Genomic DNA, 22,668 nt, shown 5'->3' on the forward strand with positions numbered 1-22,668 from the left:
CTATATTTCTTATTTTAATATCAGTTCTTCCGCGTCTCCAAAAGTACTGTATCCGGTGACAATAACCTTATCACCCGGTTGTAATCCGCTGGTTATTTCATACTGTTGCGGGTTTTGACGACCGATACCGATATTTACTTTCCGGGCTTTCGTACCGGCTTCGTTCAGTTTATAAATCCATTGTCCTCCGGTGGTCTGGAAGAAATCGCCACGTGGGATGACCAGTGCTTCTTCCGGTTGTCCGAGTTCGATCTGTACGCGGAAGCTTTTTCCTATACGGACATTCTCGGGGGAGGCTTCGGTGAAGACCAGATCGACATCGAAGTTACGGTCTTTTACTTCCGGAACGACTTTGGTGATACGCAGCGGATATTTTTTTCCTTGCCAGCTGATGGTGGCGGGCAGGCCGGTCGTGATGCGGTCGATATAGTATTCGCTTAATGCCGTATGCACTTTGAACTGATCCAGTACTTTTATTTCGGCTATCGCTTCGGTACTCTGTACCTGTTGGCCGGGTGTGACTTTTACAAAACTAAGCTGGCCGGCCAAAGGGGCACGGACAATTAAGTTGTCCATACGCTCTTGTGCACGGGCGTACTTTTTCCGTTCGCGTTCGAGATCGTTTTTCATCAGTTCTCGGCGAAGGATCGTGGCGGCACTGTCATGGCGCAAACCTTCCAGTTGGAGGGCCGTACTCTGGGTCTTGTAGGCAAACTCGTCGCGTTGTACGTCCAGTTGCGCTTTACTTTTTACCCCCATACGGAATTCCTCTTCGTCAAGGGCAAAGCTCTTTTTCAGGCGATTGAGTTCGTACGTGGTTTGTAAAGTCTGTTTTTGAAGGTCGAGGCTTTTTTGTTCCATTTCGATCTCTTTTTCCTGATAAGAAATCAATTGCTTTTCCCATTCGTCGCGTTGGTCGTCGATGGTACGTACCAGGTCCGGATTTGTCAGAGTCAGGATAGTATCGCCGAGTTTCAGCATGGTACCTTCCTCTGCGACGATACGTTCTACACTCCCGGCCTCCCGGGCATTGATCTTAATGGTCAGGATCGGTTGAACCACTCCTTCCACATCTACATATTCCAGGAATTTATCGGCTGTCGCTTCACCTATGATAAGGTTTTCAGCCTCGGTACGTAATTTGCGTCCGCCGGAAGCGACGATCGATACATAGACCAGCAGGATAACAAAAGCTATACTTCCGGCAATCTGCCAGCGGTAACGGTAATATACGGGTTTCTTTTCAATAGGTTTGTCCATTATCTTATTTCATTAATTGTTCGTAATTGAATGTCAGTTCCCGGTCTTGTTCAAAATCATAACCGGTCATGCTGCGCAGGCCATAATACAGGCTCCAGTAATTATATAAAGCAGTAATGTAATCCCGTCGTGCCCGGTCTTTCTCACTGATGGAAGCGTTGAGGTCGAGGATGGTCGATTTACCCAGGAGATATAACTTTTGTGCCACATCGTTCCTGCGCCTGGCTGTCTGATCTGTTTTTTGTGCAATCGTTACCTTGTCGGCCTGCAGGTTGAATTGTTTGACCATCTTGATTACATTCAGTTCAAAGTCGTTGCGCGATTGCTCTACCTCCGTATATATTTTGTCGCGGTTGCTGAGGGCCACTTTTACTTTTCCCTTGCCGACGCCCCAGTCGAGGATGGGAATCCGGATACCGAGGCTTATCAACTGTTGATCCATCGGGCTGCGGTAGGCTTCTTTCAGATGTTCGTTTGTCTGGGTTAGTCCGAATTGCATGTACAGGTCGGCTTTGAACCCCCGGGATGCTTTCGCTTGTGCTACGGCACTTTCACTTTCAAGTTGGCGACGTTGCAGATATTCCGGTTCGGGATTATTTTCGTAAGCGAGTGACAGGGCCTGTTTTACATCGACAGTGAAATGAGGAATTTCCCCGTTTGTTATGGAAACCAGCTCCGAAGCGTCTTTGATTCCGAGGTAGCTGCGTAACGACTGGATACAATCGTCAACTTCGATACGGGCATTCATCATATTGGTTTGTTCTGTCAGGAGATTCAATTCCAGTTGCAGCATTTCATTCTCTGTGATAGTACCGATATTGTATCTTCCCTGTGCATATTGATATAAGGTGTCGGCATTTGCATAATTATATTGGGCTATTTCCCAGTTGGTCTGTGCAGTGGCGAGCTGAAAGAACTGTGTCGTGGCCTGTGCTGCTACAAGTTCTAACGTCTCTATCAGGTTCTTGCGGGATTCGGTGTAACGCAATGGTTCTATTTTGCGGTCCCATTTAAATTGATTATACCCGAACAGGTCCTGTTCGTATCCCACTACGACCGGACTGCTGTTATAAGAACTTGTTTTTTCAGAGAATAGATCCAGCCGTTGTAGTGCAGTCTTGACGAAGAGGCTACCTCCTGTCAGCGAAACATTCTGGTTGATAGTAAATCCAGCATCCACCATCAGTTGATTCCGGTGTACGAAACTTTCTCCCCCGTCAGGTAAAGTAACCGAACTGATCGACCGGTTCAGAGAAGGGGTGGAGTTGAAGGTCAGACTCGGTAACATATTGGCACGGAAAGATCGCCAGTTCCAGTAAGCAGCCCTGAATGAATGGCGGGCAGCGATAGCCTGGGGAGATTGTTCCTGCGCTATGCGGATGGTTTCGGACAATGTCAGGCGTAACGTATCCTGTGAATGAGCCGGGATAACGGTCAGTATGGCAAGGATAGCGGATAATATGTATGTTCTTGTATGTGTCATGTCTTATTAAAAGCAAATAACATGCCACATTTTTAAAATATTGATAATTAGCGTATAAGGTACAGGTGTGTTTTAATGGTCAGTGCGTCAGCGCACAAAGAATGTGCGTAGACGCACAGCTGATACGATCAGTCGTTTTCCTGCCAGTTGTATAGATTCACTTTTTTATGACGGCTTACCTGTTCTTTTACTTCGGGGAAGAAACGGGCCAGGATATTATATAATCCCGGATCGTACCGTTGTAGTTCTTCACGGGTATTGATCTTGTTGTGTTTACCGTCTCCTCCGTCGTTATCGACTTCAGCATTTACATTAAACCAGTTCTGAACACCTTCCGCCCAGTATTCCTCAATATTTGTCGAGGCATATACATTTTTCCAACGTCCTTTGGCAAGGGCAGCATCGAGAGAGGCCTGCAGTTCATCGTTGAACTCCGGATAGACAGGACGAATGCCTACATTATGTATTGTATGGGCAAATTCATGGATCAGAATGTCTTCTGCATGATATTTGTCGATCTGGTAAGCCAGGATATTTTCTTCCGCGCAGGTGGAGAAAGGCATGTGAAGCGTACCACCTAACCCTCTGGCCCGCACATCCCAGTTCAGGGTCGTATCACTTACCAGGAATGCATGTTCGGGAATATCCGTAGTCCCTTCGTAACGCGCCATGATCCCGATCCGGGTATCCCGGCTGGTCATCGATTCAAGTACTTTTTGGGGTAGAACATCGGTTAATGCTTTGATACTTACGTAGGCCGCATAGAAACAAGAGTCGGGTACGCGCCAGGAACTGACTACATGGATACCGTTCACATTCATGTACTTTTTGTAAAAGGGATCGAGTTTTAACCGGGCCGGCGGTGTCGTAATCTGAGGAGTGTCGATCAGAACAGCCATTACTGTTTCTTCTGTAGGCATGTCTTTTCCGGAACATGCACCGCCGGTTTGTGCCGGTTGTTGGCAACTAAACGTTACGAGTAGTGCCAATAAGCAAGGAATAATAAGATGGATTCTTTTCATAATGAGAGTTTAAATGATTAATTGTTGCTTGTACAAATATAAAGATTTATTTGATCTGTGTGTGTTTTTCAACTGATTTTATTATAATTGATTGTCTTAGATGTCGCGTGCAATATCGCACGAAAAACGTTCGTATCCGCACATGCTTCCTATTGTTTTAATCCTTATCTTTACCCCCGTTACCAGGTCTGTCAGGAGACTAAAAACTGATGAAAGGAATATAGATTATGAAACAGGGGAAAATACTTATCATCGACGACAATGAGGATGTCCTCTTTGCCTTGAATTTATTGCTGGAACCTTATGTGGAGCAGATACGTGTCACCACACAACCCGAACGGATTGAACATTTTATGGAGAGTTATGCACCGGATGTGATTTTTCTCGATATGAATTTCCGTCGTGATGCTATCAGCGGGCAGGAAGGCTTTTTCTGGCTTGAAAAAATAAAAAAGGTCGACCCCGATGCTGTCGTTCTTTTCATAACTGCGTATGCCGATACCGAAAAAGCCGTGCGTGCCATCAAGGCAGGAGCTACCGACTTTATACCCAAACCTTGGGAGAAAGAGAAATTGCTGGCAACTTTATCGGCTGCCCTGAAACTTCGTGAAAGCCGGACCGAAGTACGATCCTTGAAACGTCAGGTTGCAGCACTTGAAACAACGGAAGAGGCCGGCTTTGAAATTATAGGCGAAAGTAATGCTATGCAGGATATTTTCTCTACTGTTGAAAAGTTACGCTATACGGATGCCAATATCCTGATCTTGGGTGAGAACGGAACGGGCAAGGATCTGGTGGCCCGTGCCCTTTACCATCATTCGCCACGTGCCGGACAAGTTTTTGTCGGGATCGATCTGGGGAGTATACCCGAACAACTTTTTGAAAGCGAACTTTTCGGTTATGAAAAAGGTGCTTTCACGGATGCCCGTCGGGATAAACCGGGACGTATGGAAGTGGCCACGGGTGGTACTCTTTTCCTGGATGAGATAGGAAACCTGAGTATGCCCATGCAAGCTAAATTGCTTACTGCGATAGAGAAGCAACAGATCACCCGTCTGGGAGCTACCCGGCCTGTATCCATCGATGTTCGCCTGATATGTGCAACCAATATGAATATACGGAATATGGTGGAGGAGGGGACTTTCCGTCAGGACTTGCTTTATCGTATCAATACGATCGAATTGCATATACCGCCCCTTCGCGAACGGGGGAATGATATCCAGTTGCTGGCCGATTATTTCCTTTCCCGCTACGCCCGTAAGTATAAGAAAGAGATCAAAGGTCTGAGTCGTGATGCACGTACCAAGCTGCAAAATTATGAATGGCCCGGTAATGTCCGTGAATTACAGCATGCTATTGAACGTGCTGTTATCTTGTCCGACGGGCAAATGCTGAAACCGGAAAACTTTATGCTCCAGCCCTCTGCTTTAAAGAAGAAAGCCGACACTGAAGAACTAAATCTGAGTATTCTGGAGAAGGAAGCGATCGAACGTGCCTTGCGCCGTGCCGACGGAAACGTGACCCGTGCCGCTGAATTATTGGGTATTACCCGTTTTGCCCTGTACCGGAAACTTGATAAGCTGGGCTTATGAAACGTTATATCGTCTTGATAAAGATCATATTGATTGTGCTTTTGTCGCTGGCAATTGCATTCCTATTACTGAAAGGTCTTTATTTTACGACAGTCATGGTAGGAGTGATTCTGATCTTGTTGGCTTGTTCTTTATATTGGGATCAGAAGAAAACAATCCGTAGAATGGAACACCTGATTGCTAATATACATTATGGCGATCTGAACCTCTCTTTCCCTGTTCCCTCATCGGGTGGGGCGGAGGCGCAGCTCACCCGTTCTATGAATGAGGCCTTGAACGCTTTCCGCTCAAGGCTATACAATTCTGTCGTGGCTGAAGCGGAGACAGAAGCCTGGCAGAAACTGATCCGTGTGTTAACTCACGAAATCATGAATTCAATTGCGCCTATCATTTCTTTGTCGGAGACGGTAACGGAGCGTGCCGAATCGAATGGGATGAATGAACGCGATTATGGGATTATGCTCCAGGCTATACAGACGATCCACCGTAGGAGTAAGGGCCTGCTGGACTTTGTGGAGAACTACCGGAAATTAACCCGTATTCCGGCACCTACCATGCAGTTGTTTCCGGTATCGGCTTTGTTTGACGATATACAGAAACTGGTGCCGGCTAATGATGTCCGTTTCGTTTATTCTATCAAGCCTTCCGAGTTGAGGTTGTATGCCGATCGCGGTATGATCGAACAGGTACTTATAAATCTCTTGAAGAATGCAGTGGAAGCTTGTAGCGAAAGTCTCTCTCCGGAAGTTCGTGTAGAGGCTTTCAGGCAGGACGGGATACCTGTTATAACCATATCGGATAATGGGAGCGGAATCGTACCGGAGGCACTTGACAAAGTTTTTGTCCCGTTCTTTACCACCAAGCCCGGAGGGTCGGGGATCGGGCTCAGCGTGTGTCGACAGATTATGAATCGTCATGGAGGTAATATTACTGTTATTTCCGAAATGGAGAAGGGAACCGTTTTTACGATGCTGTTTCCCGGAACGCGTGCTTTATAAGCCTGTTACAAAAGATCTGTAATTTTCTTTTTCAGATCATTCGGTTTGATCGGTTTTGCTACGTAACCATTGAATCCGCTATGGCTGACCCGTTGTTCATCTTCGGCAAAAGCAAAAGCGGTAACGGCAATGATCGGGATAATCGTATTGTCTTTACGTATTTCCTGGGTAGCCTGATATCCGTCCATAATAGGCATCTTAAGATCCATGAGAATCATGTCCGGATGATATTTACGGTATAAATCTACGGCTTCCTGACCATTCCATGCATGTAGCAGGTTATAGTCTTTCAGAATAGCTTTGATCAGGGTATAATTACTTTCGTTATCTTCTGCGATCAATAAAGTGGAGGCTTTCTTATCTGTCTGGTTCTCTGTATTTATTTCTACCTTGTTGGAGCTAACGGGAGCTGTGTGTGATTCTTCTATAACCGTGTCGGGTAATGTAAACCAGAAAGTAGACCCTTGTCCAATCTCAGACTCCACACCGATCTCACCACCCAGCTTCTGCACGATCATCTGGCTGATAGACAGACCGAGTCCTGTACCCTGTGCGAAGCTATCCAGTTTGACAAAGCGTTGGAATACGCTGTCTTTTATTTTTTTGTCTATACCGCAACCAGTGTCTGAGACAAAGAAAATCAGCTGATTTTCTTTGTGCTTGTACCCGAAGCGTATGCTACCTTCCTTGGTAAATTTGATAGCATTATTAATAAAGTTGGTTATTACTTGCGACAAGCGGTTTTTGTCTGTTCGGATAATGCAATGAGGCAGTTTCTCGACGAATGAAACCTGTACACCGTCGGCAGCTTTCAGACGTGATGTTTGTTCGATATCGCATAACAGCTGATTGATATCGATATCAGAATAAACAAACTCGAGCGTGTTGGCTTCTATCTTTGAGAGGTCGAGGATATCGTTGATCAATTGCAGCAACAGTTCATTGTTGTTATTGATAATGTTGATGTATTCCTCACGTTCCTCACTCTCTTCAGTCATAGCCAGTAGTCCGGAGAAACCGACGATAGCGTTGAGCGGTGTACGGATCTCGTGACTCATATTGGCTAGGAAGGCAGATTTCAGATGATCGGATTCCTCCGCTTTTTCTTTAGCCAAACGTAATTCGTTTTCCGCCAACTTCTGTTTGGTGACATCCTCTTTCTTGAAAATAACTCCCAATAAGCTGTTATTCGAATCGATGATCGGATTGGCAAGGGTATGTATATATTTGCCCGGTTCGCATTCTTTTACTATGTCGAAAGGCGTTTTATTTTCCATTGCTGAGATCAATACGCAATTCTCACAATAAGGCTTTTGGCCGTCTTTTACAATACAGCAATTTTTCGGACCGTATTTGGGGACACATAACATTTTGATCTCATTTTCCCATTTCACGGAATAGTCGGGCTTGATGAAACGGATGGAGGCCTGAATGTTGTTCATAATGATCTCGTTGTCTTTTTGAAGGTCCATTAGCTTGTCTTTCAGTCTGTTGGTTCTGAACAGGAAAAGAAGGATCATCAAAAGGAAAACTAGCAATATGCAGGCGATGATCAATAAGATTTCAAACCTGTATTTTACAAACAAGTTTCCTTCCGTATTGATCAGGATAGAATCTTCCGGGAGTATGTTCTTGTCGATATTGAACTCTTTCAGTTTTCGTGCATCGAAAGTATAGGCATTGGGGATATTTATCGCACGCAAATCTTTTTGTTGCACTTTACCGGTCAGGATATCGATAGCCTGTTTAGCCAGGTCTTTTCCGATAGGCCTGTATTGAGGAATATACCCACCGATCGCCCAGTGACTTAATCCGGTGGAGGTCAGGGTGAATGCCGGTAAATTCGGGTTACTCGACATCATGGTGTATGTAGCATTGCCTACATAATAACCATCGTTCACGTCGACGCGCCAGGTTCCGAGCATGATAGCTGTTTCCCTGGGAAGCTGCTTGATTTGCTCAATAATGGTATATATATTATTTTTCCGGCCATCCAATAAAATAAGATCCAGGTCAGGGAATGATTTTAAATCTTTTTTCACCAGGGCTTGCAGGGCAATACCGCCATAACTGTTGTCTGTTACCAATGCTATGTGTTCGGTGGAGGGGTAAAGATTTCTGATCAGTTGGATATTCCTGTTAACATCATACGTATAAAGGAATCCCGACAAGAAATGTTCCTTACTGATTTGGTCTTGTATATCGATGCTTTCAGGGTCCCAATCGGAGAGTGTCACACTTGAATCCGGCAATATGACCGCATTGCTACTCACCATTCCACATAAGATAGGAATACCTTTTAAAACAGGCTTCTCTTGCGATAAATAGGAAGACCAGGCCTCCTGTCCGAGAATGATGGTGATCTGTGGGGTATTCTCATTTTTGTACTTATTGAGCAGGGCCTTCATTTTCCCTTTCCATAGGGGAGCTTCCGGCAAACTTTTACAGTTCATGTTCTCTATAATAACGGGGGCGGTACCTCCCAGCCGTTTATATTCTTCCATGAATTCGGAAATGTTCTGTGTGGTGTTCCGGGTATCCGGGTTATAAGAACTGATAATGAGAATCGGATGGACTTCTTCTGCTAGCGTCGGGACAGACCACATCAGGCATACAAGTATGAATAGAGTTTGTATGTGGTGTATAATATTTATTAGAACTGCTTTATGCATTGACTTTTCCTCAGGCAAATTATTATCTGTTTTCCCGGCTACAAAAATAGGAATAATTTGCTATCTATTGCAGAACTATGGTTAATAAAAACAGAAGATAATCAAGGGTATTATATTTCGATCATGATTCCTATGCTGGGCAATAATGTTCCGGTCATGCGTTCTATTGGTTTTAATTCATACTGTTGCTTATCCAGTGGAGCTTCCGGATTGAGTATTTTCCCTGTTTTAATATAGACATCCTGTTCTTTGTACTTGGAATTAAGCACATTCTGTATGTCGATATAGAACCCCAACATTATATTTTTCAGATAAAATGTTTTGTCGATACGCAGGTCCAGTTGGGTGAACGGTTTCAGACGCTCACTGTTGAAGCGGCTGTAATCGTAGTAGAGGCTGCCACTGGCATCCCATGCATTTACATAACTACTTTTTTCGACATCGTAGGGAGTATAAGGTGCACCGCCTACTACCCTCAGTTTTGCTCCCACATCCCAGTTTTTAGGGAGTGAATAAGTACCGCTGAAAGTGAGAAGATGCTTGTTGTCCCATGCGGAGGGTATATATTTACCAGTATTTCTTCCGTCTTTGTATTCACTGCGGACATAAGTATAAGAAGCGATGAATGTAAGGCCCTTATAATTATACCAACGCCCCATCAGTTCCACGCCGTAGGCACGTCCGGTGGCGGTGGAGGTGACAGCCTCGTTCCCCAGTACACCGTAGTCTGTCCCTTTGGAAGCCAGGGGGATACTGTCGATAACCGACATCGGGTAATAGTTATAGTGTTTATAAAATCCTTCAGCCGTAAATTTAAGGTAGGATGAAGGGCGGTATTCCAGTCCTAATCCGGCCTGGTCGCTACGGATGTATTGCAGTTCGTTGGCTTTATTTATATACTCCCCGTTATTGTCTTTGAATCCCATCACGGTGTAAGGAGGCAATTCGTAGTAACGTCCCAGGTTGGCATTCAGATACATGTCTCCTGCCAACCGGTACGATAGCGATAGACGTGGGGATAGCTGGTCGAATATATTATTCATTTTCGATGAATAATCATTGGCATCCGTCCGGAGCCCCAGTGAAGCGGTAAAACGTTCGTTCACGCTTTCATAGATAGCCGTAGCGTATAATCCCCATTTCCAGAGTCCCAGATCCGTCTGATAATTGATTTCTTTCGGAATGGTGGTGAATTGTTTCTGGAATGTATTGTTCGTATATTCCGAATAATCGATATTCCCCCCTACATGCAGTTGTATATAAGGCAGGCGGAAGATATTTTCAGTGCGGAATTTATTTTCAATTTCATCCGACCGGTAATTCAGGGTGAGGTTGGCCGGTGAGCTTTCATCGTTATCGCGATATTTTATGTTTTTATTGTTCATCTGGCTACGGCTGACGATCAGAGAGTAGATATTACGCCTCGTATAATGCTTGTAGACGGCACCCAACGTATATGTCTTCTGTTTTACAACCGGCAGGTAGGCAAGGATATACTGGTTCTTTTCGCTCATATCCTTCATTCCGGTATTTAGTTTCATATCGTCGATCGCACCTAGTCCTATAAATGTCAGTTCATTCTTCTTGTCGAAAGCATGTTTGATCTTGAATTGAGCATCCGTGAAAGTCGGAAGAAAAGGTAAACCGATCATATCGAACAGGAATTGCAGATATGAACGGCGCACAGACACCTGATAGGTCGTTTTCTCTCCTAACGGGCCATTGGCCGATACGCCTACATCAGAGGCTCCGAGCGTACCCCGCAGAGAAAACTTTTCTTTATTCCCATCCTGCAACTTAAAATCTAACACAGAACTAAGAGCATTCCCTCTGGCGGCGGGGAATGCGGCCGAATAGAAGTTTACTTCGCGTACAAAATCCGGATTGATGATTCCTACCGGTCCTCCGGAAGCCCCTTGTGTAGAGAAATGGTTGATATTCGGTATTTCGACTCCATCCAAAAAGAAACGGTTTTCGGACGGACCGCCACCTCTTACCATCAGGTCGTTTCGGAAGGCTGCCGTGGAAGCCACTCCGGGAAATGATTGTACTACGCGTGAGATATCCCGGTTACCCCCGGCACTCTTCTCTATCTCCTTGAAACCGATGACACGTAATCCCAACGGACTTTCTGCCGTTTTACGGAAAGGAGAGGCTACTATGTTTACTTCCTGTAAGCTTTCGCTGGCAGTTTCGAGTTCGATCTGAAAATAGACATCTTTATTAGCTACACGGAACTCAGCTGTTACAGTCGGTTTGTAGCCGATAAAAGAGGCCTGAAGTCGGTAACTACCAGGACTAACCCCTGTTATCTCAAAATTTCCGATGGAGTCGGTAGCTGTACCCTGGGTGGTGTTCCATATCAGGACAGTAGCATAAGGGATCGGTTCGCCACTAACCGTTTCTTTTACGATTCCTTTTATGGAATAACTTTTTTGAGCCGTTATTACTTGCGGGTAAATAACGGAGAATATTATGAAGCAAATGATTTTCCAGTACATCAGCCTGTTTTTTTACAAAGATAATATTTTTTCTACCTTTGCGATATTAATACGAATCAGTAATTAAGTAGTCAAGTAGAAATGACATATATTAATCGAGAACTACAACAGACTGCAGACGGTAGTCATACCCTGTTTATCCCGGAGATGGACGAGCATTATCACTCGGTGAACGGGGCGGTGCAGGAGTCGCGCCACGTATTTATAGAGGCTGGATTGCATCATTTGTCCAAGAAGGATATTACCGTTTTTGAAATTGGTTTCGGAACAGGGCTGAATGCCTTTCTTACGCTCCTGGATGCGGAAGAGAATGACTGCCATGTAAACTATTATTCCATAGAACTGTATCCGCTTGAACCGGAGCTTGTACAGGCTTTGAATTACGGGATAGTGATTTGTCCTGAAAAGAAGGACTTGTTCGACTCCCTGCATGCAGCCGTATGGAACGAGCCGGCAAATATCACCGGGCGGTTTACATTGCATAAGATACAGGGTGATAATAACAGTTGCGAACTTCCCGAGGGAATAGACCTCGTTTATTTCGATGCCTTCGCACCTGATAAGCAGCCGGAAATGTGGAACCAGGAAATATTCAACAGATTATATGCACGTATGACAGATGGAGGAATTCTCACCACTTACTGTGCCAAAGGAGTAGTACGTCGTATGATGCAAGAGGCCGGGTATTCTGTTGAAAGAATACCCGGCCCCCCGGGAAAGCGCGAAATGCTCCGCGCTATGAAGTAATTATAAAAGTGCGTCGATCTTTGCAACAAACGCAGGTTTCTGTGCTGCACCTACCTGTTTGTCTACCAACTTTCCGTCTTTGAAGAACAATACAGTCGGGATATTACGGATACCGAACTGAGCAACTACGTCATTGTTGTTGTCAACGTCCATTTTTCCGATTGTAACTTTGCCTTCATATTCAGTGGCCAATTCATCGATGATCGGACTTACCATACGGCAAGGACCGCACCATTCTGCCCAAAAATCAACGACCATGGGCTTGCCTGAGTTTACCAACTCCTCAAAATTTGCATCTGTAACTTCTAGTGCCATAATTATATATCTAATTTAAATTGTTCCCTTTTCGAGGTGTCAAAAGTACTAATTCTTTCTACACCGTACAACTTTAGCCGTTAATTTTGAAATCAATATTTTCGTTCTCCTGCAGGAATTCCACTAACTTACCGGTTACATTCAGCCGGATATTCTGCGAAAAGAAATTTTGTGAAATGTTATGTTCGCCATCAACCACTCTAAAATATAACAAGCTCTGTCCCGGATTGTTTTTGATCAACACCGATAATTCATTGACTGTAGGCTCGTCGAGGTCGTGGATCGGCAAGGTGATACTGATCTTTTCGATCAGCTTGTCTTTTTCATCCTGCAACAAACGGATCGAACCGATATTGAAATCGAGTTCATTCTCATTCCAACGTCGGGGCTCTACGCGGGCATTGATGAGCAGATACATACCCAGTTTGCAATATTTACTGTATTCTATATAGTTGTTACCGAATAAAGCAATCTCCCCACTGCCGGTAAAGTCTTCAATTTTAACCACTCCATAAGGCTTGCCTGTCTTGGTCATTCCCTCACGGAAGTCGGTAACGATACCGCCCAGTAGTATTTCGCGCCCTTTCAGGCTTTCCCGGTCGTTGATCTCTGCCATTCCCGTATTGCATACATAGGTTAATACGATGCGATATTCGTCCAGCGGGTGAGCGGAGAGATAGATACCTACCAGTTCCTTTTCCTTATTCAAACGTTCCAGGTCGCTCCAACGCTGGCAAACCGGAATTTCCGGTTTGGTAATGGCTACCAATAGATCGTCGCCACCAAATAAAGAGTTGGCGGCAGAACTTTTATCCATCTGGAACTTATTACCATAGCGTACCAGCGTATCCAGGAAGAGTTCACCTTTGCCTGTTTCGGCAAAGAACTGTTCGCGCTGGATGCCGAAGTTGTCGAATGCACCCGCCAAAGCCAATGATTCGATGTTCTTCTTATTGCACGATGTCAGGTTGACGCGTTCAACAAAGTCGAAAATGTTCTTATACGGTCCGTTTTTCTTCCGTTCTTCAATGATATTCAGTACGGCCGACTCGCCGACACCTTTCACGGCTCCCAGTCCGAAACGAATATTCTTGTTTTTATCGACGCTGAACTTCAGGATAGATTCGTTCACATCAGGCCCCAATACCTGTATCCCCATCGCTTTACATTCATCCATAAACTTCGTGATATCCACGATATTGGACAAACTTCGGCTCAGTACGGCTGCCATGTATTCGGACGGATAGTTCGCTTTGAGGAATGCGGTCTGGTAAGCGACCCACGAGTAGCAGGTGGCGTGACTTTTGTTGAATGCATAAGAAGCAAACTTTTCCCAGTCGGACCAGATCTTTTCAAGTGTCTTCGCTTCATAACCGTTTGCCTGGCCACCTGCCATAAACTTCGATTTCAGGTGGTTCATCTTGTCGATCAACTTCTTACCCATCGCCTTACGCAGGGCATCACTCTCACCACGGGTGAAGTTTGCCAACAGACGCGACAGAAGCATGACCTGTTCCTGATAGACTGTAATGCCGTAGGTGTCTTTCAGGTATTTTTCCATGACGGCGATATCATACTCGATCGGTTTACGCCCGTGCTTACGGTCGATAAAGTCGGGTATATAATCCATAGGCCCCGGACGATACAGGGCATTCATGGCGATCAGGTCTTCAAACTTGGAAGGTTGCAGCTCTTTCAGGTACTTTTGCATACCGGCGGACTCGAACTGGAATGTCCCGGTTGTTTTTCCGGTGCAATACAATTCGTATGTTTTCGGATCTTCCAGGCTGATATGGTCGATATCGAGCTCGTGTCCGGTCGTCAGACGGATATTTTCGATGGCTTCTTTGATGATGGACAAGGTTTTCAGTCCCAGGAAGTCCATCTTGATCAGTCCGGTTTCCTCGATTACAGAACCTTCATATTGGGTAACCAGCATCTCTTCGCCGGTTTCTTTATCTTTTGCGGTACTTACCGGAACGACGTCGGATATATCATACCGTCCGATAATTACACCACAGGCATGTACACCCGTATTACGCACGTTACCTTCCAGCATCTGTGCATATTTCAAGGTATCGCGTGCCAGCGGATCGCTTCCGGTGGCCGCTTCGCGCAGTTCGGGTACGTAATTGATGGCATCTTTCAACTTAAACTTCTTCATATCCGGAATCTTATCCGGCACCAGCTTGGCCAGGCGGTTAGATTCGGAAAGCGGTAGTTTCTGCACGCGGGCAACGTCCTTGATAGCCGATTTGGTTGCCATTGTGCCATACGTAATAATATGTGCTACCCGGTCGGCTCCGTATTTCTCCGTTACCCAGCGCAACACCTCGCCGCGTCCGTCATCATCGAAGTCGGTATCGATATCGGGGAGGGAGATACGGTCGGGATTCAGGAAACGTTCGAACAGCAAGTCGTACTTGATCGGGTCGATCTTGGTGATCCCCAGACAGTAAGCCACTGCCGAACCGGCAGCCGAACCACGTCCCGGACCTACCGATACACCCAGCTCTTCGCGGGCTGCTTTAATAAAGTCCTGCACAATAAGGAAGTATCCGGGGAAACCCATTGTCTTCATAATGTGCAACTCGAAATCCAGACGTTCCCTTACTTCTTCCGACAGATCTTCACCATAGCATTCTCTGGCTCCGTCGTAAGTCAGTTTCTTCAGATAGTCGGCTTCCAACTTGATACGGTAGAGTTTATCGTATCCGCCCAGTTTCTTTATCTTGTCTTTTGCATCTTCTTCGCTCAGTACCACATTCCCGTTCTCATCGCGGGTAAACTCATCGAACAACTCCTGTTCGGATAACTTTTCGCGGTATGACTCTTCCGTTCCGAACTCTTCGGGAATAGCGAAGGTCGGCATGATAGGGCCGCTGTCGATCGAGTAGAACTCCACTTTGTCGGCAATCTCGAGCGTGTTGCTGAGGGCCTCCGGTATATCGGCAAAGATGGTATTCATTTCGGCTGTCGTTTTCATCCATTCCTGTTTGGAATAGCGCATACGGGTCGGGTCGTCGAGGTCTTTTCCGGTACTCAGGCAGATCAGGCGGTCGTGTGCCTCGGCGTCTTCTGCGTTTACGAAATGGACGTCGTTGGTGGCGATCAGCTTGACGTTATGTTTGTGTGCGAGTTCGATCATTACCTTGTTGACTTCCTGCTGTTTGGGATAGGTGGTACAGTCGGCATTCGGGTCGTGTGTTTCGTGCCGTTGCATTTCCAGGTAATAATCTTCGCCAAACAGATTTTTAAACCATTTGATAGACTCTTCCGCCTTGTCGATCTGGCCGTGCATGATGTGCTGTGGAATCTCTCCTCCCAGGCAGGCCGAACAGATGATCAGATCTTCATGGTATTTTTCGAGCAATTCGTGGTCGATACGCGGACGTCCGTAGAAACCTTCGGTCCACGAAATAGATACCATCTTGATCAGGTTCTTATAACCGTTCATGTTCTTTGCCAATACGATCAGGTGGTAACCGCTACGGTCTTCCTTGAGGCTTTTATTATGCCGGCCGTTGCGGGCGCAATAGCATTCGCAGCCTATAATGGGTTTGAATATTTTTTTCTTTTCAGCATCTATTAAAGCCGGGATCTCTCCCAGGCGTGCCTGTTCTTCGGCAGTAAGTTCTTCTTTCCCTTTGAGTGCTTTCTGTTCTTTTTCCAGATCTTTGATAGCACCGAGCGGCTTCCCGTTCTTTTTGGAAACCTTGTTGAAGAACTCTTTTATACCGAACATGTTACCGTGGTCGGTAACGGCTATTGCGTTCATGCCGTCTTTTTGCGCTTTGTCGATCAACGCATCAATAGAGGCTTGACCATCCAGTAACGAGTACTGGGTGTGTACGTGTAGATGTATAAATGGTTCCATATATGATTGAAAAACTTTTTATTTTGATCTAACAAAGGTACTATTTTTGTTTGGAAACGAGTGCCTCAATCTCTAAAACAGATATGCCTTTAACTATCCTGTTCGAAAGTTTTCTCACGTCTGTATATTTATTCACGCATCACGTGTCACCTGTCACGCCTTACAACAGCTTGAGTGTTAGCATTATCCGGTGACACGTCTCTATGAAAGCCCAAAATGTCCTCCTGATCTTTGTATCGACCGGCCGATCCGGTCGCTCTTTCCCGGCCTTTGCCCGCAACTAAGGCTCTGGCACAGGAAGATGAAGCCTCCGGCTCCTGATATTTAATATTTTTCCTCCTTACTTTTATATTTGTAAGGCTTGTGTTTCGAAAAGGTAAGGTATGCCTTACATATTAGCAAGGCATGCTTTGCATTTACGTAAGGCTAGCCTTTATTTTATAAAAGTAAGGAGAAAAGGAATTATTTGTCATGATGTAAAACTTTAGTTTTCCTTTGCTAATTGCTTAATTCTTTTGAGCAGGAAAGACTGGGGGGCAAGAGGGCCTTTTTCCCCTCCTGATGTAAAGTTAGGATAGAAAAACGACAAAGACGGGGGTGAAGCCGGAGGTGAAAGCAAAAAAACAGTGTGGTGTCACTGTAATAGATTGTAAAATAGTAAGATATAATGCGTGTGAAAGGTGAAGGCTGAGTTGTAAGAACGCATTGTAAGGCGGAAATAATGGCAGAATGGTCGGTAAAAGCTCTGGTTGTTGCATCGCTTTAAGGAGAAACGTGTGCTTATACATTATTATATATAATAAAAAGGGGAGGTGAGGAGCGAACGAGTATATTATAATTGATAAAATAGGGTGAAGGCTTTGATATATAAAGAATATATAGGAAAAATCAATGACTAGTGAAAACGTTCCTTTTTTCTCGTCAGCAAAATTACTGATAAGTTTTGAATCCACAATTAAAAACAAAAAATAATTTCCAACTGTATATACTTTCTTATCAACAGAATACTAAAATGAGTACGAAAATTTGGTTTTTGACAACTAACTCTTCTCTCCTTCCAATGAATGACGAGAAAAAAGGAACGTTTTAGCTAGTCATTTAGCAATAGGCAAGGTTGAAACATCCTCTCTGAAACAGGCTTTTTAAGTAACACTATTATTAATATTAAATTTTAAATTATGAACAAAAAGTTTTCTACACTTATGGCAGTCTTTCTGGCTGCCGGTGCAACATTCACGGCGGAGGCCGGTGTGGTGTTGGTGAAGGGTGCTGATCTTGCTGATAATGATCAAGTGATCATTGTTAATAAGGAAATACCAGGAGATGGTTCTGTGGCTAAAGTTTTAACTGTTGGTTCTGGGACGTTAAGTTTGGCTGATATTACGAATGCTACGTCGGAAAGTGATTTGCAAGCCTTTCTTTGGGAAGTTGGTGGAGCTAAAACAACTCTTGTTTGGGCAAATGACGGTACGAGAGGTCTAAATTATGCGGCTACAGTTTGGTCTTATGGCGCTGCCTCTACTTTATCGCCAGCTTTGGCTGCAGCTACTGATCCAAAAGGAACTCTTGTTACAGGTGCGTCTGGTAATTATTTGGATATCAAGGGCGGTGCTGTTGCAAATTCAACATCAGAGAAAGCCGTTTACTGCTACATGATTACTACCCCTGTGCTTAAAAATATAGAAGCACAGCCTATTTCAATTGAAACAAATAAGTATTTAGTAGCATCTAAGGATGGTAAAACGGCTTCGATTGTAGACTGTAGCACTGCTAAAGATCTTTTGTTCTTGGGTTATGAACCGTCTCAATATCTATGGAATGTAGATGCAGAAGGCGTAATTTCTTTAGCTGCAAATCCTGATGTGAAAGTTTCAGGTATAGCCCATTCAGGATCTTATGCAGTTACTTTGGGAACTAATGGTGCTAAAATAGAGCAAAATGGTACTAAATTATTTGTTGTAGTCGATGGAACAAGCTCTTTAGTAACAAATGGAGTTGCAACTGATATTACTAGCAGTAGTGCTGTGACATCTACGGCTCAACCGGATGCAACAAACTATGGTGATGGTGTTCCCTTTGCTGAAGGTGAAACATTTATGATTCATAGAGCAGATGGTGGTAATTCTAACACTGTTGCTGCAAATAAATACCTCTCTAAAGCAAGTGGAGCAGCTCTTACAGAAACAGCAGCTGGTGAGAATGCTTATTGGACAGCAGAAGCTGTAAATGGTAAAGAAAATGTATATCGCTTTGTAAATGCATCAGGACAGGTACTTGAGTTGGCTAATATTCAGGAGTTTCGTATTGTAGCTGTACCTAATGGAAGTAACGGTGGTAATTTGTATTATTTTGTAAATGCTGCCGGTGAAAAGGTTATTACAAGTAATACAGCATTAGGCTTTTTTGCTACAGAATTTGCAAGTACAACTATTATTGGATCTGGAGTTGCTAATACAAATCCTGCTTACTTCTCTTTCCACAAAGCCGCATCAACCGCTTACACAGCTGGTACTTTAGTTAAGAAATTAGGTGACGGTTTCACAATGACTTTGGCAAACAAGAAAGAAGGAGTAACTGATTTGCAGGGTAATCCGTTCCTGGGTAAGTTGAAAGTTGTTAAGCCGAAGATGGAAGGAACAAAAGTTACAGGTTTTGAATCTTATAAATCAACGGATAATGTAACATCTTACATGTTGGCAAATGATGAAGGTATTATTGTACTGAATCTGAACCAGGATGAAAAATGGTCTGTTGAAGGTATTACAGAGTTCAACGGAGTAAATGGTGGTTTCAAATTCAAGACAATCTCTGTAGATGATATGAAGACTATCATGAACTCTAAATCTGGTGATGCTGCTTATGCTGTAAGAAAACAGATTGCATATACTTTCTCTGTCAACCATAGTGCTGCAGATCTGAATGAAATCAGCTCTATTCAAGTACATGGTGTAGCTCCTGCAACTAACACAAACACTTATAGCGTTATTTCATACAATAATGACGAAGGTTATTTCTTGTCTGCCGGTAAGACCTCACCGTCTCAGGTTGGTGTATTGGTTTATGCAAGCTTCGGTAGCGATGCATTTGTTTTGACAACAGATGAAGCAAACAATCCGTTGAACTATAAGTATGTAAATATGACATTCATCTCTAAAAATGCCAAAGTAAACAATAAAGTGTTGGCAATGGATGAAGATGGTGATGTTGCTGCTGTACAGGCTAGCAAGTTCTTATTCAACAAACCGGAAGGACAATGGGCTGTAACAGCTACAAATGGTGTAAAGAATACTGCAACGAAGAAAGCTGATGCTTATGCCTTTACATTTACAAATCGTGAATCACAGGAAGTGATAAATGTGAAAGACATGTATTCACTGGGTAACGACAAATACGCTGTAAGCTATACAGGTCGCAATCCGTTCGGATTCTCAACTGTTTCACGTGATACATTGGTTATCACTCCTTCTGCTGCTTCCGAATTGGATAACAACACTGTTCAGATGGATGGTTATGCAAACTTCAAAGCACTGGATGTACAGGATAATCAATATCGTTTGGCTGTTGCTTCTACAGAAGAAACTAACTTCTATGTTACAGAAAACCATTCAGGCAAACACCTGCTGGGCTTGACAAAAGAATTGGAAGGTGCAGCTACCTGGAAACTGGTTCCGCTGACTGAAAAGGCTACTTACGGTTCATTTGGTACTTTGAAAACTCCGACAGATTCTATCTATCAGATCACTAAGGTGGGTTATTATGATGCTAAAGGCAGATATCAGACTTATAATGATACATTGGCTATCATTAGCTACGCTTTGCAGAATGCTGCTAACGACGAATATCTGACTTATGAAAATCCTCAGACTTTGGATATCCTGTCTATGATCTGCGATAAGGATTCTAAGAGTTATGCAACTTCTAAAGATCTGGGTAAAGCTTACCGCTTTGTTTTGAAAGAAAAACAGAATGGTCTGTATAATCTGGTCGGTGTATCTCAGAATGATAACAAATCATTTGCAATGGATCTGAACAAGAAGCTGTATGGCGCAACTACAACTAAACAGGGTGCTGTAGAAGTTGAAGCTGCTTACGAACAAGTAAATTCTAACGACCTGTTCGATCTTCAGTTAGTTGCAGCTCCTGAATATCGTTTGAAGAATATGGGCGATACGATCCGTATCTTCCGTCAGGAAAACGAATATGATCAGATGTATGAAAACGGTGAATTCCTGAATCTGGGTAATAAAGCTCAATTGAAAGATATGGCTCCTGCTTTGTATGTAGATACAGCTTATGTGAACCGTGGTCATAACAGCCGCTACCAGTATCTGTTGGTTGTTAATCCGAAGTATGTACCTGAACAGGAATGTACAATCCCTGGTCACCCGGCAGTTCATCCGGATACAACATACGGTCGCTTCCTGGTTAACTTGGTTGACACTGCTTATATTGCTTATACAAAGGGTGCTATCCATACTAATAAGTATATCAATGTAGGTGAAGCAGGTGAAAACTTTGCTAAGTTAGGATTCGTATATGGTTTCCGTACAGGTGATAAACTGTATATCACAGACAAGAACTATAAGAAGAGTGGAAAGACTTCTGATGTAATCGATTTGAGCACAAGTGCTTTCAATACAGCTAAGTTCGCATTCCAGTATATCAATCCGATCAACCATGAATCAGATGGTTCATTCAAGATTCAGACTGGCTACTACGATTATGATGCTTATGTAGCTAATGGCAAACGTCCGGATGTATCTAACAACGGTTATTTGAAGAACATCAATGGTGTAGTAGTTGTTGCTAAGGGTTACGAAGCTGGTGACAAGTTTGATCTGGCTGCAGAACATTCTAATCCGGTTGCTAACGAAAGTATTAACGCATCTTCAGTAAGCGTAATTGCTAATGAAGGTTATGTCACAATCAGCGGTGCACAGGGTAGGAAAGTTACTATCAGCAACGTACTTGGTCAGACAATCGCTAACACAGTTCTTTCTTCTGACAACGCTACAATCGCTGCTCCTCAGGGTGTAGTTGTAGTAGCTGTAGAAGGCGAAGCTGCTGTTAAGGCAATCGTTAAATAAGAAACTATTTATAATCAATAAATTTAAATTGACTGCGCGGTTCTGTTATGAGCCAAGTATCCCGTGAGGGTGAATGAGCGGTCAGTATTAATACTAAAGTAATGAAATAAAGTTCTTCTGTTCGATCTCTGTGAAGAGCAAAAACAGACAAAAAGTAAGTCGCCTCGGCCTTAGGGTCGGGGTGGCTTTATTTGTCAGTGTATGTCTTGAACTCTTCAGTAATTGAATCATACGTTAAATTCATAGAATAAGTATCATCATTAGAAAAAAAAACTATCTTTGTTCGGTAGAAAAGAGCATTTAGTATGAAAAGGATCGGATTGGTAATAATATTGGTGATGTTGATGATTGTGCCGGCTGGCGCACAGATCACTTGGGGAGTACGTGGCGGTTTAGCTTATTCGTCACTGGTGCAGAAAATAGATAATAATTATCAATCGGGAGCCCGTTTCGGATTCAGTGTGGCCGGGTTGGCTCAGATTCCTTTATATAAGAAATTGTCATTGCAGCCGGAAGTCGCTTTTGTGAATCAAGGTGGTAATTATCTATCCAAAATCTCGGACGGAGAAAGTCCTGAACTGGCTTATCCCAAGACTAAATGTAACTACTATTCTATTCTGGTACCTGTAAATCTGGTCTATACATTTCAGTTTACCGATGTCTATTTCAGCGTGATGGCCGGTCCGGCTGTCGATTTCTCCCTGTTTGGGAAGATGAAAACAAAGGAAAATGTAAATACCGATATCGTTTTCGGTCAGTCCGGCGAAGCAGACCTTAAAACCTTTGACCTGGGAGTAAACCTTGGTTTGCAGGTCGAATATTCTAATTTCTTCTTCTCCGTATCCGCCCTTTGCGGAACGCTCGACCGTCGTACGTCGAAACACGTTGGTGAATCGTCTCTTTATCAAAATAACGTAACTTTCTCTCTCGGCTATTATTTCCGCAAATAAGTATCCTATCTCTCTTAGCGGTTCATAATGAAAAAGATGTACAAATATTTTGTATTTCGAAGAAAAGCCGTACCTTTGCAAGCCGAATATTATCAAATTGTACTAAGGGTTTAGTTTTTAGCACATTATTACGTCAAGTGTCCGTAGTGATAATGGTAGTGAGA

At 43.8% G+C, this 22,668-nt stretch carries 12 protein-coding genes; 5 read left to right on the top strand and 7 right to left on the bottom strand.

All coding sequences use genetic code 11. The features are described from left to right. Positions 1 to 9 precede the first annotated feature (9 nt). The 3 genes from BQ7394_RS02310 to BQ7394_RS02320 form a co-directional block, all read right to left on the bottom strand. Positions 10 to 1,260, bottom strand: coding sequence for an efflux RND transporter periplasmic adaptor subunit (locus BQ7394_RS02310; RefSeq protein ID WP_075555894.1), 1,251 nt, complete (start codon positions 1,258 to 1,260; stop codon positions 10 to 12). 4 nt (positions 1,261 to 1,264) lie between these two features. Beyond that, positions 1,265 to 2,743, bottom strand: a complete 1,479-nt coding sequence (locus BQ7394_RS02315) for a TolC family protein (protein WP_075555895.1) — start codon at positions 2,741 to 2,743, stop codon at positions 1,265 to 1,267. Positions 2,744 to 2,871: 128 nt separating this feature from the next. After that, a complete protein-coding gene (locus BQ7394_RS02320) occupies positions 2,872 to 3,765 on the bottom strand; it encodes a hypothetical protein (protein WP_235848655.1) in 894 nt (297 codons plus the stop codon). 227 nt (positions 3,766 to 3,992) lie between these two features. On the opposite strand from BQ7394_RS02320, the gene BQ7394_RS02325 reads away from it, so the two are divergent. Continuing rightward, on the top strand, positions 3,993 to 5,357 hold the full coding sequence (locus BQ7394_RS02325; RefSeq protein WP_075555896.1) for a sigma-54-dependent transcriptional regulator: 1,365 nt from the start codon (positions 3,993 to 3,995) through the stop codon (positions 5,355 to 5,357). After that, positions 5,354 to 6,355 (top strand): sensor histidine kinase, encoded by a 1,002-nt coding sequence (locus BQ7394_RS02330; protein ID WP_075555897.1) that lies wholly within the window; start codon positions 5,354 to 5,356, stop codon positions 6,353 to 6,355. The genes BQ7394_RS02325 and BQ7394_RS02330 overlap by 4 nt, the downstream gene beginning before the upstream one ends. Positions 6,356 to 6,360: 5 nt before the next feature. Here the strand turns inward: BQ7394_RS02330 and BQ7394_RS02335 are convergent, their stop codons facing one another. After that, a complete protein-coding gene (locus BQ7394_RS02335) occupies positions 6,361 to 9,027 on the bottom strand; it encodes an ATP-binding protein (protein ID WP_075555898.1) in 2,667 nt (888 codons plus the stop codon). Positions 9,028 to 9,137: 110 nt separating this feature from the next. Continuing rightward, a complete protein-coding gene (locus BQ7394_RS02340) occupies positions 9,138 to 11,528 on the bottom strand; it encodes a TonB-dependent receptor (protein ID WP_075555899.1) in 2,391 nt (796 codons plus the stop codon). Between the two features lie 81 nt (positions 11,529 to 11,609). Between BQ7394_RS02340 and mnmD the strand changes: the two genes are divergently transcribed. Beyond that, positions 11,610 to 12,275, top strand: coding sequence for a tRNA (5-methylaminomethyl-2-thiouridine)(34)-methyltransferase MnmC2 (mnmD, locus tag BQ7394_RS02345; protein ID WP_075555900.1), 666 nt, complete (start codon positions 11,610 to 11,612; stop codon positions 12,273 to 12,275). Here the strand turns inward: mnmD and trxA are convergent, their stop codons facing one another. Further along, positions 12,276 to 12,590, bottom strand: coding sequence for a thioredoxin (gene trxA, locus BQ7394_RS02350; protein ID WP_075555901.1), 315 nt, complete (start codon positions 12,588 to 12,590; stop codon positions 12,276 to 12,278). Between the two features lie 73 nt (positions 12,591 to 12,663). Continuing rightward, positions 12,664 to 16,467, bottom strand: coding sequence for a DNA polymerase III subunit alpha (dnaE, locus tag BQ7394_RS02355; protein WP_075555902.1), 3,804 nt, complete (start codon positions 16,465 to 16,467; stop codon positions 12,664 to 12,666). 1,178 nt (positions 16,468 to 17,645) lie between these two features. On the opposite strand from dnaE, the gene BQ7394_RS25550 reads away from it, so the two are divergent. Continuing rightward, complete coding sequence (locus BQ7394_RS25550; protein ID WP_139317668.1) at positions 17,646 to 21,554, top strand: DUF6383 domain-containing protein; 3,909 nt, start codon at positions 17,646 to 17,648, stop codon at positions 21,552 to 21,554. Positions 21,555 to 21,859: 305 nt separating this feature from the next. Continuing rightward, on the top strand, positions 21,860 to 22,504 hold the full coding sequence (locus BQ7394_RS02365; protein ID WP_075555904.1) for a porin family protein: 645 nt from the start codon (positions 21,860 to 21,862) through the stop codon (positions 22,502 to 22,504). Positions 22,505 to 22,668: the final 164 nt, after the last annotated feature.

It is taken from the genome of Parabacteroides timonensis (assembly GCF_900128505.1).
GTDB lineage: Bacteria > Bacteroidota > Bacteroidia > Bacteroidales > Tannerellaceae > Parabacteroides > Parabacteroides timonensis.

What these genes read in the sequence shown, in the direction of transcription:
- BQ7394_RS02310 (WP_075555894.1), bottom strand. Translation starts at nt 1,260, where the DNA reads ATGGACAAACCTATTGAAAAGAAACCCGTATATTACCGTTACCGCTGG.
- BQ7394_RS02315 (WP_075555895.1), bottom strand. Translation starts at nt 2,743, where the DNA reads ATGACACATACAAGAACATACATATTATCCGCTATCCTTGCCATACTG.
- BQ7394_RS02320 (WP_235848655.1), bottom strand. Translation starts at nt 3,765, where the DNA reads ATGAAAAGAATCCATCTTATTATTCCTTGCTTATTGGCACTACTCGTA.
- BQ7394_RS02325 (WP_075555896.1), top strand. Translation starts at nt 3,993, where the DNA reads ATGAAACAGGGGAAAATACTTATCATCGACGACAATGAGGATGTCCTC.
- BQ7394_RS02330 (WP_075555897.1), top strand. Translation starts at nt 5,354, where the DNA reads ATGAAACGTTATATCGTCTTGATAAAGATCATATTGATTGTGCTTTTG.
- BQ7394_RS02335 (WP_075555898.1), bottom strand. Translation starts at nt 9,027, where the DNA reads ATGCATAAAGCAGTTCTAATAAATATTATACACCACATACAAACTCTA.
- BQ7394_RS02340 (WP_075555899.1), bottom strand. Translation starts at nt 11,528, where the DNA reads ATGTACTGGAAAATCATTTGCTTCATAATATTCTCCGTTATTTACCCG.
- mnmD (WP_075555900.1), top strand. Translation starts at nt 11,610, where the DNA reads ATGACATATATTAATCGAGAACTACAACAGACTGCAGACGGTAGTCAT.
- trxA (WP_075555901.1), bottom strand. Translation starts at nt 12,590, where the DNA reads ATGGCACTAGAAGTTACAGATGCAAATTTTGAGGAGTTGGTAAACTCA.
- dnaE (WP_075555902.1), bottom strand. Translation starts at nt 16,467, where the DNA reads ATGGAACCATTTATACATCTACACGTACACACCCAGTACTCGTTACTG.
- BQ7394_RS25550 (WP_139317668.1), top strand. Translation starts at nt 17,646, where the DNA reads ATGAACAAAAAGTTTTCTACACTTATGGCAGTCTTTCTGGCTGCCGGT.
- BQ7394_RS02365 (WP_075555904.1), top strand. Translation starts at nt 21,860, where the DNA reads ATGAAAAGGATCGGATTGGTAATAATATTGGTGATGTTGATGATTGTG.